The 14,926-nt window shown below is 44.0% G+C and carries 15 protein-coding genes; 11 read left to right on the top strand and 4 right to left on the bottom strand.

The window, feature by feature from the left end; all coding sequences use genetic code 11:
- Window positions 1-14: 14 nt before the first annotated feature.
- Window positions 15-542: a hypothetical protein gene (locus tag L1271_RS13010; RefSeq protein WP_102056549.1), complete on the top strand. Its 528-nt coding sequence runs from the start codon at window positions 15-17 to the stop codon at window positions 540-542.
- 151 nt (window positions 543-693) lie between these two features.
- Window positions 694-2,853 carry a S46 family peptidase gene (locus L1271_RS13005; RefSeq protein ID WP_235368024.1) on the top strand — a complete coding sequence of 720 codons (2,160 nt, stop codon included), beginning with the start codon at window positions 694-696 and terminating at the stop codon, window positions 2,851-2,853.
- Window positions 2,854-3,012: 159 nt separating this feature from the next.
- On the opposite strand, the gene L1271_RS13000 is transcribed toward L1271_RS13005, so the two are convergent.
- Entirely contained in the window at window positions 3,013-4,797 is a 1,785-nt protein-coding gene (locus tag L1271_RS13000) for a DUF885 domain-containing protein (protein ID WP_010606482.1), read from the bottom strand.
- 13 nt (window positions 4,798-4,810) lie between these two features.
- Window positions 4,811-5,317 carry a redox-sensitive transcriptional activator SoxR gene (soxR, locus tag L1271_RS12995; RefSeq protein WP_010375466.1) on the bottom strand — a complete coding sequence of 169 codons (507 nt, stop codon included), beginning with the start codon at window positions 5,315-5,317 and terminating at the stop codon, window positions 4,811-4,813.
- A gap of 81 nt (window positions 5,318-5,398) precedes the next feature.
- On the opposite strand from soxR, the gene L1271_RS12990 reads away from it, so the two are divergent.
- Window positions 5,399-5,854, top strand: coding sequence for a flavodoxin family protein (locus L1271_RS12990; RefSeq protein ID WP_088530936.1), 456 nt, complete (start codon window positions 5,399-5,401; stop codon window positions 5,852-5,854).
- 206 nt (window positions 5,855-6,060) lie between these two features.
- On the opposite strand, the gene L1271_RS12985 is transcribed toward L1271_RS12990, so the two are convergent.
- The gene (locus L1271_RS12985) at window positions 6,061-7,695 is read right to left on the bottom strand and encodes a methyl-accepting chemotaxis protein (protein WP_235368023.1); all 1,635 of its coding nucleotides are present in this window, start codon (window positions 7,693-7,695) and stop codon (window positions 6,061-6,063) included.
- A gap of 392 nt (window positions 7,696-8,087) precedes the next feature.
- Here L1271_RS12985 and L1271_RS12980 point away from each other — a divergent pair, with 392 nt between their 5' ends.
- From L1271_RS12980 to L1271_RS12945, 8 genes are all read left to right on the top strand, one after another.
- A complete protein-coding gene (locus tag L1271_RS12980; RefSeq protein ID WP_235368022.1) occupies window positions 8,088-8,498 on the top strand; it encodes a hypothetical protein in 411 nt (136 codons plus the stop codon).
- A 383-nt stretch (window positions 8,499-8,881) separates the two neighbouring features.
- The gene (gene cyoA / locus L1271_RS12975; protein WP_442960382.1) at window positions 8,882-9,742 is read left to right on the top strand and encodes a ubiquinol oxidase subunit II; all 861 of its coding nucleotides are present in this window, start codon (window positions 8,882-8,884) and stop codon (window positions 9,740-9,742) included.
- A 2-nt stretch (window positions 9,743-9,744) separates the two neighbouring features.
- On the top strand, window positions 9,745-11,727 hold the full coding sequence (cyoB, locus tag L1271_RS12970) for a cytochrome o ubiquinol oxidase subunit I (protein WP_095729936.1): 1,983 nt from the start codon (window positions 9,745-9,747) through the stop codon (window positions 11,725-11,727).
- 3 nt (window positions 11,728-11,730) lie between these two features.
- Entirely contained in the window at window positions 11,731-12,351 is a 621-nt protein-coding gene (cyoC, locus tag L1271_RS12965) for a cytochrome o ubiquinol oxidase subunit III (RefSeq protein WP_010606488.1), read from the top strand.
- Window positions 12,351-12,710: a cytochrome o ubiquinol oxidase subunit IV gene (gene cyoD, locus L1271_RS12960; RefSeq protein ID WP_039492345.1), complete on the top strand. Its 360-nt coding sequence runs from the start codon at window positions 12,351-12,353 to the stop codon at window positions 12,708-12,710. The genes cyoC and cyoD overlap by 1 nt, the downstream gene beginning before the upstream one ends.
- Window positions 12,711-12,723: 13 nt before the next feature.
- Window positions 12,724-13,602: a heme o synthase gene (cyoE, locus tag L1271_RS12955; protein WP_102056557.1), complete on the top strand. Its 879-nt coding sequence runs from the start codon at window positions 12,724-12,726 to the stop codon at window positions 13,600-13,602.
- A 138-nt stretch (window positions 13,603-13,740) separates the two neighbouring features.
- Window positions 13,741-13,968 carry a hypothetical protein gene (locus tag L1271_RS12950; RefSeq protein ID WP_017218863.1) on the top strand — a complete coding sequence of 76 codons (228 nt, stop codon included), beginning with the start codon at window positions 13,741-13,743 and terminating at the stop codon, window positions 13,966-13,968.
- Window positions 13,969-13,988: 20 nt separating this feature from the next.
- Window positions 13,989-14,300, top strand: coding sequence for a YciI family protein (locus tag L1271_RS12945; RefSeq protein ID WP_235368020.1), 312 nt, complete (start codon window positions 13,989-13,991; stop codon window positions 14,298-14,300).
- On the opposite strand, the gene L1271_RS12940 is transcribed toward L1271_RS12945, so the two are convergent.
- Window positions 14,290-14,820: a TetR/AcrR family transcriptional regulator gene (locus L1271_RS12940; RefSeq protein WP_235368019.1), complete on the bottom strand. Its 531-nt coding sequence runs from the start codon at window positions 14,818-14,820 to the stop codon at window positions 14,290-14,292. The two genes, L1271_RS12945 and L1271_RS12940, sit on opposite strands and share 11 nt — an antisense overlap.
- Window positions 14,821-14,926: the final 106 nt, after the last annotated feature.

Raw genomic sequence — 14,926 nt, 5'->3', positions numbered from 1 at the left:
AATTGGAGAAAAGGATGTTCAATAAGCTCTCTACTGTTTTACTGGCATTAATACTGCTTTGCAGTTGCTCTTCACATACCGAGCTAGCACAGTTGGATATAGGTATTTCAGCTTATGAAAATAGTGACTTGATGGTCAAAATAGTGTTTGATGATAAATTTTCTCCACCTGCAGGAGCGATAGGCTGTTGTTGGGGAAATGCTCAGAAAAAAGGATCGTTTTGGGGTGCTGAAATCCCACATAAAGTGGATGTTGAATGGCGAGACTACAAGCAAGCAAAACTCTACAGAGCTTCATTCAAAGTTCAGCGGAAGAAAGCCTACCATATAATTGACGAATTGACTCCTGTTACATTTGCATCAGGACGTGTTGATGATGATGTGAATCCATTCATCATTTTTGGGTTTGGTGAAAAGGGTGAAGTAAAAATGTGGATTTCTAATGCACCGTTTGATGGCGTGGAAGGACGCATTTTAGAAGAAATTGGTTCGGCACAAGCGACTTGGGAACCCTTTGAATTAACCGATGAAATGTTTCGCTAAAAAAGTGAAAACTAGGCGTTTTATCTTGGTACTTTCTGCATGGCTGTTTACATCGGTTTATCGAATTCCACCGAAATAAATTGCTATTTGGCGCTATCTTGGGTCACATTACTGACCGCAATTAAAATAATATAACATTTAGGATTGGAATATGCGTGTTAAAGCTATCTCCGCGGCCATGGTGTTGGCCTTTTCTCAGTACGTTGCTGCCGATGAAGGCATGTGGCAACCACATCAACTACCTGAACTTGAATCTATTTTAAAGTCTAAAGGACTAGAGATTGATGCTAAGTCAATTTCAAAACTCACTGAGTTCCCGATGAATGCGGTGATTAGCTTAGGTGGCTGTACGGCGTCATTTGTCTCTCCTAAAGGTCTGGTTGTGACAAACCATCACTGTGCATACGGCTCTATTCAATACAATTCAACAACAGATAACAATATTCTTGAGAATGGCTTTTTAGCAAAACAGCCAAGTGAAGACTTGCCGGCGGCACCGGGCTCACGCGTTTATGTGACAAAAGAAGTGTCGAACGTAACGGATAAAGTTAATGCTGGGACGGACTCACTGACCGGTAAAGCACGTTTTGATGCCATTGACAGTAAGCGCAAACAGCTTGTTGCCGAGTGTGAGCAAGATGAAAGCTATCGCTGTAATGTTTATACCTTTCATGGTGGATTGGAATATTACCTCATTAAATCGCTAGAGATAAAAGACGTCCGTCTGGCATACACGCCAGCGATGGGCGTGGGCAAATATGGCGGCGATATAGATAACTGGATGTGGCCTCGTCACACTGGCGACTTTGCTTTTTACCGTGCATATGTGGGTAAAGATGGTAAACCCGCTGAGTTTTCTAAAGATAACGTACCCTACAACCCAGAGTCATTCTTGAGTGTGAGTGCAAAAGGCGTGCAAGAGGGCGACTTTGTAATGGTGACGGGTTATCCGGGTCGTACCAACCGTTATCGCATTGCTTCTGAAGTAGATTATGTGTTTAACACGGTTTACCCCATGGTACGTAAACATAACTCAAAGTATGTGGCACTAATTGAAGAAAATGCACCAGAAGGGTCGCAAGCTCGTATCGCCTATGAAAGCACCATTGCAGGTTACAACAACTACATCAAAAACTTTGGCTCTATGATTGAAAGCTTCAAAAAAGGCAGTATGTATAGCCGCAAGCAGCAATTTGAGCGCGATCTTAGCACTTGGATCAATGCCGATGCAGACCGTAAAGCAAAGTATGGCGCCGTGCTAAACGAATTGAGCGAGTTGGTTGCTCAATCTCAAGCTCATTATGAGCGTGATATGATGGTTGGCTATATCCACCGTTCGCAAATGATGTCTACTGCGCGTAAGCTTTATCGCTTGGCGGTTGAAAAACAAAAGCCTGATGCTGAGCGTGAGAGTGGTTATCAAGAACGTGATATGCCAAAAATCAAAGCGGGGCTTCAGCGTATGACGCGCCGCTATGATGAAACAGTTGATAAAGCGATTATGCTTTACTTCATGGAGCTTTATGCAGCCTTGCCAAAAGAAGCGCGTTTAACTGAAGTCGATAAGCAGCTTCAACTCGAAAGCGGCTTCAATAAAGCAAAACACCAAGCGCTGCTAGATGAGATGTATGCTAACTCTAAGCTTGCTGATGAAAAAGCCCGTCTTTGGATGTTAGATTTAGAGCTTGAGCAGTTAAATCAAAGCTCTGATCCATTCATTAAATATGCAAAAGCGATTTTTGCAGTGATGAAGCAAATCGAAGATGAAGAAAAAGAATTGACTGGTAAGCAGCAATCTGCACGTCCAGCTTTGATGGAAGCCATTATTGCTTACAACAAGTCGCAAAATAAGCCAGTTTACGCAGATGCTAATAGCACACTCCGTGTCACATACGGTACGGTAGGTGGCTACTCACCGCAAGATGGCTTAGTGGCAACGCCATTTACTTCGCTTGAAGGGTTACTGGCTAAAAATACCGATGTTGAACCATTTAACGCGCCGAAAAAGCAACAGCAGTTGATCCGCGAAAAAGTATATGGTCAATATACAGGTGGCATGAATACCGTACCGGTGAATTTCCTTTCTAACGTGGATACCACAGGTGGTAACTCAGGTTCGCCTACCTTAAACGGGAAAGCGGAGTTAGTAGGTTTACTGTTTGACGGTGTATATGAAAGCATTATTGGTGACTGGGATTACGATAAAAACCTAAACCGCTCAATTCATGTTGATTCGCGTTACATGTTATGGGTAATGGACAAGGTTGATAATGCACAAAACCTGTTAGATGAAATGAAGATAGTAAAGTAGGTCGACCTTTAGGTCGACAATCCCCCCAACGTTTAAAGGGCAGTCTTTGGGTTTAAAGGGTACCCTTTAGGTTTAAACGTTAGTCGGCCTAAAGGCCGACTAACGGGTGATATCAATTTTTCGAAAATTAATGCCGGCCATGAGGCCGACATTATTATGTTACTTTGCCATTAACTGGCGGATATACTTCACCGGAGCACTACCAAAGCTTAAGAACTCTTCGTGGAATGTCTTTAAGTCAAATTCCTTTCCAAGCTTTTGTTTTTGCGTTTCACGGAAGTCGTAAATTTCGCGATAACCAGAGTAATAGCTGGTTAATTGTACTTGGCTCAAGGTTGCACGGCGCCATTTACCTTCGGCTTCTGCACGCTCTTGGAAAGCCCCATTCATCAGCAGATCTAAGCCTTCTTCTTTGCTTATTCCTTTTACTTGGATACCGTAATCTAGGATAGTGTTACAGATCACACGTAGATTCCACTTGTAGTACATTAACCACATTTCAGGCTCAAAGTTACCATAGCCTTCTTCTAGCATCATGCGCTCAGTGTATACTGCCCATCCTTCAATCATCGCGCCATTGCTTAAGATACTCTTCACCAAAGACGGAGATTCGTTAGAGTAAACCAACTGAGTGTAATGGCCTGGCACGGCTTCATGAATATTTAGGATCTGCAGGATCCAATGGTTGTATTCACGTAGATACGATTCAGCTTGCTCGTCGCTCATTGAGTCCAGCGGAGACACGTTATAATAGGTGTTCTCCTTTTTGTCGTATGGGCCCGGAGCACTGATTGAAGCGCCAGCAAAGCCGCGCATATATTCAGGCGTTTCGCGAACAACTAGCGGCTTTTCAGGGTCTAGCGTGATGAGATCCTTTTCCATCACAAACTTTTCAAGCTCTGGAATTTGCGCCTTGATTTCGCTCACAAAGTTTTCACGCTTTACGTGTTTGACTGAAAGGTGCTTGATAAGCGTGGCAATCGCATCAATGTCAGATTTTGGGCGTGGCTTGTCAGCAAAATACGTTGGCCAGAGTTGATCAACAATCTTAACCATTTCATTAGTAACACGGGCTTTGTCGGCCATTGCCTTTTCATACATTTGCTTGGCGGTGTAGCCAGACTGAATATCAAAGGCAAATTTTTCTTCGTACAGCTTCTCACCAATTCTAAATGAGCGCGCATTACCGTTTTCGCTTAACTCTTTTTCAAGGTTGCTAAGGTAAGATACATATCCATTGATGGCAGATTTCGCGGCAGCGAAGCGCTGCTTGAATAGGGCTTTTTCCTCGGCTGTTAATAATGAAGTCGCGAGTTTATCAAGCAACTCGTCGTTTAATACACTAAATGCGCCTTGGTTTTGTGCAATCGCAAGCTGAGTATATTCGAGCGTTGGATTGTTAATATTGTTTTGTGCTGCTTCATAATACGCTGGCACATATTGAAGACGTGCTAAAACGAGCTTGAGCTTTTCGTCATCCGTTTTAAAGCGGCTATTGAGTATCGTCGCAAAGCCATAAGAAACATTGTAGTTTGACGGATTCCACTGCCAGCTTTTGAAGGTTTCAATATGCCAGATATCGCGTTTTAGGCGATTTTCAATCAAGTGATAATCGATTTTTTGACTATTGCTTAAGTTAGCAAGGTCGAACTGTTGTAACTTAGCCAGTTGCGCCTGAGAGAAGGCAACACTTGCATCACGAGTCGCTTGGGTTGGTACAGTGATAATATCGTCGTACTTGCCAAAGCCTGCCCAGAGCGACGCTTCTGGGTACTGTTTCCATAAGTCATTGATAAACTGCTGAGAAAAGTCAGCGAATTGTGCATTTGTTGCTACTGTTTGCTGTGAAGCTGAAGGCGTCGTCTCGACAGACGAAGGAGAAAGTGAGCAGCCAGTCAGGCCCATTGCCATGGCTAGCGCCATGCACAAGGCAGTCTTTTTCATTATTGTGTCCTATTTAATGGTTTTCGCTATCATAACAAGATTTTGCTTTATTTGCTTTGTCTGGCTCATCCAACCACACCGCACCGTTAGCCTCTTTGGCAACGATGTCATCGGGGTTGTAGATAGGGCATGATTTCATCGACAAACAGCCACAGCCAATGCAACCATCGACATAGTCTCTTAAACGTTGCATGTAAGCGATTTTTTCGTCCAGCTTTGCTTGCCAGGCTGTAGAAAGTTTGGCCCAGTCCGCTTTAGTTGGTGTTCTTGAGTCGGGCAGAGTATCAAGGGTTTCTTTTATCTCCCCTAGGGTTATCCCCATTTTTTGGCCAGCTTTAATAATGGCAATTCGACGCAACACATCCTTTTTATAACGGCGTTGATTACCGTTATTACGCCAACTACGAATAAGCCCTTTGTTCTCATAGAAATGCAGAGCAGACACCGCAACGTCAGCTCTTTGGGCAACCTTACCGACACTGAGGTTGGGCTCGTCTCTTAATAATTTTTCAGTTTTCATAAATTAGTACTTTACCTTAACTTAAGGTGAGGTTTTAAGGTAGCACCCAATTTATTATTAGTGCAACTGGAATTGAAGATTATGAAAACAGTCGTTATTTACTCAAGCTCAAACCCCAATGGAAATACCTACCAATCTGCAAAGGCACTAGCAGAAGAAAAAAGAGCTGAGCTCATCTATTTAGACCGTTATAAAATTGGTGAGTATTGCTACAAACACTCTCACAGTGATGATGACTTTGTTAACCTTTTTAGATGGGTACTTGGTTTTGAGCACATCATTTTTGCATCCCCCGTTTATTGGTATGCAGTGACACCCAGAATGAAGGCATTTATCGACAGAATAACCGACTTTATGGACATCGAAGCACTAAAGCCTGAGCTTAGAGCACTGCGCGAAAAGCAGTTTTCGATTTTATCAACCTCATGCCAAGAGAAAGCACCGGCACCATTTACTGAGATGCTGGTGGGAACCTTTGAATATTTGGGTATGAAATTACAAGAGCAGCGTCATGTTCATTACCCTTATGCTGATTAATCGCTGTGGATTTTGTTAGGTGGGGTTGTGTGGCGATGGCTTTTAAAGATCGCTGCGTAAAGCAGCTCCTACTCCGAAGTAAAACCAGTCTGGTAGGAGACGGTTTACCCGCCGAGCAGTTTGTGACTGGCGCGCTAACCCCCCCCTTACTACCCGACATTTCTCAGCGGAAGTACGCACTTCCGCCTATGCGAATAGGTGCAAGGTCACACCTTGAATTCATTGACCATTTGCGAGAGTCGTTGTGACATTTCGCTTAATTGCTGGCTCGACGCTTTGGTGTGTTCAGCGCCAAGGGCGGTTTGGTTTGCCACTGTTGCGATACCACTGATGTTGTCAGTCATGTCATTAAGATCTTCGGATTGCTTTTCACTCCAAGTGGCGATATTAACGTTAATATCATGCACGGTTGCGATGGAGAGGTTGATTTGTTCTAGTGCGTGCTTACATTCTTGGCTCACTTTGAGGCTTTGTTCGGATGCTGCACGGCAGCTCTCCATTTCTTCAACGGTTGTGGCGACGCCATTGTGCAGTTTATCAATGATCGCTTGAATGTCATCGGTAGATTGTTGCGTACGCTGGGCCAGTGTTCTTACCTCATCGGCCACCACGGCAAAACCGCGACCTTGTTCTCCTGCTCTCGCAGCCTCGATGGCCGCATTCAATGCTAATAAATTAGTTTGATCTGCCACTTTTTTGATGACGTCAAGTACTGCACCAATCTCGGTTGATGAGCGTTGTAGTTCGAGCACAGCTTGTTGCGCTGAGTCGACGCTACGAGAGGCATGCGCTATGACTGCTACATTTTCGTCTACATGCGTCAGCCCTTGGGTCGTCAGTGTGGTTGTCTCTGTCACTTTATCAAGCGCACGCTTTGACTCATTATTGACAGCTTGTGCCACTTGATTAAGCGATTGCATGCGGTTTTGCACTGATTCTGTTTCACTGTTTTGTTGTCCAATACCAGCTTGGATCTGCTCGGTAATACAGGATAACTCCTCTGCTTGGGAAGCCAAAGAATGGGTGTTTTCGTTGATATCATGCAGTACATCACGAAAATGCAAGTTCATTTTATTAAATGCGATAGCCATTTGGGCAAGCTCGTCTTTACCGTGGCTTTTCAGTGCAATGGTGAGGTCTTTTTGCGCTGAAATAAGTTCCATAGTACGGGTGAGCTTATCCAGTGGCTTGGTAATATTTTTGCTGATCAAGCTCGAGAGGAAAATAAGTAATATCGCATAGCCGAGCGTTTCAGCAGTCATCAACATGAGTCGGTCATAAAACTGTTCTTCAACGTCTTGAAGGTAAATGCCTGTCCCAATTGCCCAGTTATAGTGCCCTAAGTTAACAATATAAGAAAGCTTGCCCTCAAGCTCCTTTGTCCCCGGTTTTGGCCATTGGTATTGGGCAAAACCTTGTTGATTTTGATTCGCAATGACGACGAACTGGCTGAATGCTTCGCGAATAAAGCGTTCATGATGGTGAGTCATTGAGGTGCCATTGAGCAGTGGCTTAATGGGGTGTGTTACCATATTCCCATCTAGGTCGAATAAGAAGAAGTAACCTGCATCACCATAGCGTGCGGCATCAATGAGCTTTTTTATTTTTTCTTGTCTTTGTTGTGGGGTGAGCGAGGCCTCGGTGGCAACCATATTAAGTTGTGCAATTGTGGTTTCCATTAGATTTTTTGCATTAATGTGTCTTTCTTGCGTTAAGCTGTCTCGTAAAACGAGTGCTGATGAGAGTTGCACAAGGGTAATGATCACGACAGACAAAAGCAGACTGAGTCTGAGTTTATTGGGCACTTTCATCAAACCTAAGAGTTTATTCAGCTGCTTCATGAGTTCCTCTAGTAACAAAGAATTAGTTAAAATGACAGCGATGTCAGTTGGCGAGGATCATACTTAGAACGAACCAAAAATAAATAGCATGAACAAAAGATGAATAAGGTGTTAAGCCGTGCAGACGGCTATCTAATTGATAGTTAATAAAAATGTTAACATTCACGTTTTGTAAATAATTGTGAATGAGAACTATTTCCAATAAGTGTGTTTAAGTATTTTGTCTTAGAGAAGGATGAAGGTTAGAGATAGATTAAGGAAATTTGATATAGATCATTGCAGATATCGCTTGAATCGAATAGCGACTTTGTTATACTCGCTGCGAATTTTCAGTTTAGACTGAAAGTTCTGAACTAATCAATTCTATCAAGATAAAAACATCAGGATAATCTGTGCCACTGTTAAGCTATGCTCGACAAACTGCTACTACTAACGACACAACCTATCAAGGTTGTGCGATGACGCGTGCGCAGTTATTCGGTCGTATTTTCAGTGTGCTAAGCGCATTGATGATGTTTAACGCGGCATTATTATTCACTGGCATGCTAGGTGATGTAGCTGAATTAGAAGCACTTTTTGCAGATAATTCACTACCTGACTCTGTTTTGGTGATGCTCGGAGAGTTTTGGGCTCAGCCTATCTTGTCATTACAATTATTGATAGGTCTTTATTGGTTAGTTTTCCATACTATTTTGCCTACACGCGCTGGCGTTGTCCTGCGTAAAACGGCATTCGCCTCTACTGAGGCTATTCAACCTCAACCGGTGCCTAGCGCACATGGTTGTCGTGCTCCTCCTTTTTGATACCGCTGCCTGTTTGCGTAATCGTAATATTTGAGTCCAGGGCGTTTGATTTACGCGATTTGGATCAGCAGTCAGCAATTCAGTTTCAATTACATTAATCGGCTACTTACAGCCCTTTTAGGGAGAATTGTAAGCTTAGCAAATGTGATTGTCCGTTTACTGTATCGATTATTTGGTAAATGGTTAGTGACTGGTATCAAAGGAGCATTTCCCTTCACTAATGCATTTTCCCTGATGGATACAGTGCAATTCGAACTTGTGCAGCATAGCTTGCACAAATAGATACTCAGCGTGCTTGAAGTTCGAGCCGCAGCTTATCGTTGAAGGGTAATCAATTGAATAAACGTAGTGTTGTGAATTATGCGTTCGCTTCATTGGGGCTTATGCTCACCGGCTGTAGTGGTGGCATTTTAGATCCCAAGGGGCAAATTGGCATGGATGAGAAGTCCTTGATCATCATTGCCACTGTACTGATGTTACTCGTTGTAGTACCAGTTATTATTCTTACCTTATATTTTGCGTGGAAGTACCGAGACGGTCGTGACCACGAGATCTATGCACCTAAATGGGCTCACTCTAACAAAATAGAAGCCGTGGTTTGGACCATTCCGATTGTGATTATTATTGTACTTGGGGTTATCACTTGGCGCTCTACACAATCACTTGATCCGTACAAGCCGTTGGAAGGTAAGGGTGAACACCTCACTGTTCAGGTGGTATCGCTAAACTGGAAGTGGTTATTTATCTATCCTGAGCAAGGCATTGCTACAGTGAATGAGTTGGTGTTTCCAGCGAATGTACCAGTGGAGTACAAAATCACTTCCGAAAGCACCATGAACTCTTTTTTCATTCCACAGCTTGGTAGCCAAATCTACTCGATGGCTGGGATGGAAACACAGCTTCACCTGATTGCCAACGAGCCGGGGACGTTCAAAGGCTTTTCTGCTAATTACAGTGGAGCGGGCTTTACGGGTATGAAGTTCGATGCCATTGCGACCAAAGATCAAGCAAGTTTTGATAACTGGGTTGCCGATGTCAAAGCTAACGGTGAAGCGTTAACCGCTGGTCGTTATGCGAAGCTGGCTAAGCCTTCGGAATATCACCCCGTTGAATATTTTGGCTCGGTAGAGCAGGGTTTATTCCACACCATAGTTATGAAGTACATGCAGGGCCATGGCGAAATGAGTTATTACGCCAAACCAGAGCATGCTGCGCATCCACATCACGGCAAGGCTGAGGAGTAATTATGTCGTTGTTTGGTAAATTATCCATCGAGGCAATCCCTTATCACGAACCCATCATTATGGTGACGTTGGCTGTAGTGGCGATTGTTGGTCTAATTGTGGCTGCAATGGTCACAAAACACAAAAAATGGGGCGTGCTGTGGCACGATTGGATTACTTCAATCGATCATAAACGCCTAGGCGTGATGTACATTATCTTGGCATTAATTATGTTAATGCGTGGTTTTGCCGACGCCATCATGATGCGTACACAGTTGGCGATGGCCACAAGCGGCGCTGCCGGTTACTTACCTCCTGAGCACTATGACCAGATCTTCACTGCACACGGGGTGATCATGATCATCTTTATGGCGATGCCATTTATGATTGGTTTGATGAATATCATCTTGCCACTGCAAATTGGTGCTAGAGATGTTGCTTTTCCGTTTTTGAATAACCTCAGTTTTTGGTTGACGGCGGGCGGGGCAATTCTGATCAACTTGTCCTTGGCATTTGGTGAGTTTGCAAAAACCGGTTGGGTGGCGTATCCGCCATTGTCGGAGTTGTCGTTTAGTCCCGGCGTCGGAGTGGATTACTATATTTGGGCACTGCAAATATCCGGGCTTGGGACATTGCTCACTGCCGTGAATTTCTTGGTAACCGTATTTAAGATGCGTGCACCTGGCATGACGCTAATGAAAATGCCTATTTTTACTTGGACTTGTACTTGGGCAAATATCCTAGTTGCTGCGTCTTTCCCAATTCTTACTGCGGTGCTCGCGATGCTAACGCTTGACCGTTATATGGATTTCCACTTCTTCACCAATGAAGCCGGTGGTAATGCCATGATGTATATCAATCTGTTCTGGGCATGGGGTCACCCTGAAGTTTATATTTTGATTTTGCCTGCGTTTGGGATTTTCTCAGAAATTATTTCAACCTTTACAGGCAAACGCCTGTTTGGCTATAAGTCGATGGTGTATGCCAGCGGTGCGATTTCTATTTTGGGCTTCATTGTTTGGCTACATCACTTCTTTACTATGGGTTCAAGCGCCAATGTTAATGCTTTCTTTGGGGTCATGACGATGGTCATTGCGGTCCCGACGGGGGTAAAACTCTTTAACTGGTTATTTACCATGTATCGCGGTCGTTTGCGGATCACGGTGCCGGTCCTTTGGACGTTAGGGTTTATGGTGACCTTTACCGTAGGTGGGATGACTGGCGTACTGCTTGCAATTCCTGGCGCGGATTATGTGCTTCACAACAGTCTTTTCCTAATTGCACATTTCCATAACACCATTATCGGTGGGGCAGTGTTTGGTTATCTAGCGGGTTTTGCTTACTGGTTCCCTAAAGTTATGGGTTACAAGCTTGATGAGCGTTGGGGGAAAGCCTCATTCTGGTGCTGGCTGGTTGGCTTTTTTGTGGCCTTTATGCCGCTTTATGTGCTCGGCTTCTTGGGCATGACACGTCGTCTTAATCATACCAACACGCCAGAGTGGAACATTTGGCTATACATCGCGTGTATTGGTGCCTTTATCATTATGTTTGGGATAATTTTCCAAGTGGTACAGCTAGTGGTGAGCTACAAAAACCGCGAGCAATTGCAAGACACCACAGGCGATCCGTGGAATGGGCATACTCTGGAATGGTCAACGGACTCTCCTCCGCAGTACTACAATTTCGCGAAAACCCCTGTAGTTGACGATATTGACGCTTGGACAGAAATGAAAGAGCAGGGACAGGCATATCAAAAGCCTGCACATTATCAGCCTATTCACATGCCAAAAAATACCCCGGCTGGAGTGCTTATCAGCGCGTCATTGACCGTGTTTTGCTTTGCCATGATTTGGCATATTTGGTGGTTAGCGGCGGTGGGTTTTGTCAGTGCTATCGCGGTATTTATTAAGCGTTGTTACACCAGCGACGTTGATTATTATGTTCAGGTTGACGAGATTGAGCAGATTGAGTCTGCCCACCTTTCTCGCGCATTACAGGAGGGTTAATTCATGAGTGCAATTACTCCCGCTACGCTGCATGCGTTAGAAGATGCTCACGAGCATGCAGATCATGACACAGGTTCAAATACCGTATTCGGTTTTTGGCTATATCTGATGACGGACTGTTTGTTGTTTGCTTCGTTCTTTGCCACTTATGCCGTATTGTACATGAACACGGCAGGTGGCGTGTCTGGCAAAGACATATTCGAGCTGGGCTTTGTTGCGGTTGAAACCGCGGCCTTACTGTTAAGTAGTATTACCTTTGGGTTTGCCATGATAGCGGCAAACAAACAGAAAAAGTCGCAAACCTTATCTTGGCTTGCGGTGACATTTGCCTTTGGTGCGGTGTTTATTGGTATGGAAGTGTATGAATTCCATCACTTAATAGTACATGGTCATGGACCGCAGCATAGTGCTTTTCTGACTTCTTTCTTCTCATTGGTGGGTCTGCACGGCATGCACGTGACGGCAGGCTTGATTTGGATGACTGTGATGATGATTGAAGTGACACGCCGTGGTCTTAAACCACAAACGGTAACGCGTTTGAGCTGCTTAAGCTTGTTCTGGCACTTTTTAGATATCGTGTGGATCTGTGTATTTACCGTTGTTTATTTAATGGGGGCAATGTAATGAGCCATAGTGGATCTCAAGCGTTAGCACAGATGGATGTTCATGAGCATGAACACGACAGCCACGGAAGTGTGAAGTCGTATCTAATTGGCTTTGTGCTATCCGTTATTTTGACAGCCATTCCTTTTGCTGCCGTGATGAGTGGCAGCTTGTCATCTAGCACGACATTTTGGACGTTAGTGACAACGGCGTTAGTGCAAATTTGGGTGCACCTGAAGTACTTTTTACACCTGAACTTTGTTACGGAAGAAGGCAAGGCAAGCACGCTTTCCTTTATCTTTAGTGCGTTGATTATTGTGATGGTAGTGGGGCTGTCGGTCTGGATCATCTACGAATCGAACGCCATGATGATGTATTAACAGGAGAGTAGTCATGCTGCGTCGTTATTTTCAGGTGACAAAACCTGGGATCATTATGGGAAACTTGATTTCAGTCGCAGGAGGCTTTTTATTGGCCTCTCGAGGTGAAGTTGATTGGCTGCTATTTGCCTTGACTCTACTGGGGCTATCTTTAGTCGTTGCGTCAGGTTGTGTAGTTAACAATGTCATCGACAGGGATATCGATGCGGCAATGGCTCGCACTAAAACTCGTGTGACAGTAACTGGGGAAATTTCCTCAGTTGCTGCACTGTCACATAGTCTGGTACTCGGATTATCTGGCTTTGGGCTCTTAGCCTATTTCACCAATTGGATTGCGCTGGGTTTTGCCGCATTTGGGTTTTTTATTTATGTCGGTGTTTACAGCTTATACATGAAACGAAACTCAGTGTATGGCACGGTGGTTGGTAGCCTGTCAGGGGCAGTGCCTCCTGTGGTTGGTTACTGCGCAGTAAGTGGGGTGTTTGACTCTGGCGCTGCCATTTTATTATTGATGTTTTGTCTTTGGCAAATGCCGCACTCTTATGCCATTGCGATTTTCCGTTTTGAAGATTACCGGGCCGCGAATATTCCGGTGTTGCCAGTCGCGCAAGGTATTGAAAAGGCCAAGCATCACATTGTTTTGTATATCGCCATTTATGCACTCGTGGTGATGTTACTGCCGCTTAGCGGTTATACCGGCATAGCATTTATGGCGGTGGCCTGTACAACCAGTTTTTGGTGGTTATTGATGGCGCTAAAAGGATACCAAAGAGACTTAGATTTACATGGTTGGGCGAGGCAAGTATTTGCATTCTCAATAGCCAATATCACAGTCCTAAGTATCGCGATGGCGATTGATAATCACAGCACAGTTTCTGCGATGCTGTACTGATCGCAGATTATCCCAAAGTAACTAAAATCCAAAGGCCCACAGGGCCTTTTTTCGTTCTTATCTTATTTGTTTTATATCGCTTGCTTTTTACCCATTTTATCTCCATATCCAGCTTATTGAATAGATGAGAAGATAATAATGGATATAGGGATCACAGAAGTATTGTTGTTATTTACGGCGATTTTTATCGCGTCCTTTTTACTTTTTAAGGTCGTGCTATGGGCCAAAAAAATGCCAAAAGGCGCTTATCTATTTTTGGCTTTGATGCCGCTCATTTCTCTTTTTCCTATTCCACCACCCGTTTTTAAAAATGTCGCGAAAGCCAAACAAGAACAACGTAAAAAAGCACCCAAATCAGAACCATAATCTCACAGGAAACTAGTTTAATGTCAGCTTCAATATTTATTGTTAATCTTACTTATGTTACCGAAATTGAACAGGTAGAGCCGCTGCTCGCCCCTCACATTGCGTTTTTAGATCGCTTCTATGCCAATGGTACTTTTATCGCCTCTGGCAGAAAAATCCCACGAACTGGTGGGGTTATTTTGGCAAAGGCGAGTAGTAAAACTGAGCTACTTGATATTGTTCGTCAAGATCCCTTTTATGTCGCCGAGGTGGCTCGGTATGACATTATCGAGTTTGTACCAAGCAAGTTTGCATCTTGCTTTACAGAAGTGGAGAAATACCTTAATTCTTGAGTGCTCGCTTGGCCACGTCCCTATCATGACAGGTATAGGCCGTTGAAATAATCCCTTCGCTCAATAGAAACAAGCGCTCGACAGCGGCGTCATCAGCGTCGTTGAGCGCTTGTTTCAGTAACGCTTTTACCGCAAGTTTGTGCCGCTGGCATAGTTGATTTATTGGATTGGTAAGCTCACCAAATTCTGCCGCCGTGTTAATAAAGTAACAACCACGGAAATCGCCCAGCACCGCCACTTTATTATTAATCCACTGATCTAGTGCTGAAAATAGCTGCTCTGTGAGCTGTTCATTCGTTTGAGCATTTTCAAGGCAACGAGATAACCAAGATATAAATAGGTGATGCCGCTGCTCAAGTGTTGCAAGCACCAGCGCCTCTTTACTCTCAAAATGGTTGTACAGGGTTTTTTTAGCAATGCCAGATGACTTTAATACTTCGTTAATGCCAATGGCATGAATGCCATGTTGATAGAACAGTCCCATTGCGCAATCGATCAGTTGTTGTCTTTTTGTACTCATCAGTCAGTCATGTTTATTGGCGTGATTATAGGTTGACAGAAGTAGACCAACTTGTCTACTATTTGCATGGTAGACAAGTTGGTCTACCTTTTGAAAAGGGAAAGAA

This window comes from Pseudoalteromonas sp. OF5H-5 (assembly GCF_021530695.1).
In the GTDB taxonomy this organism is placed as follows: Bacteria; Pseudomonadota; Gammaproteobacteria; order Enterobacterales; family Alteromonadaceae; genus Pseudoalteromonas.
This window is presented reverse-complemented; position numbering and strand designations above follow the sequence as displayed.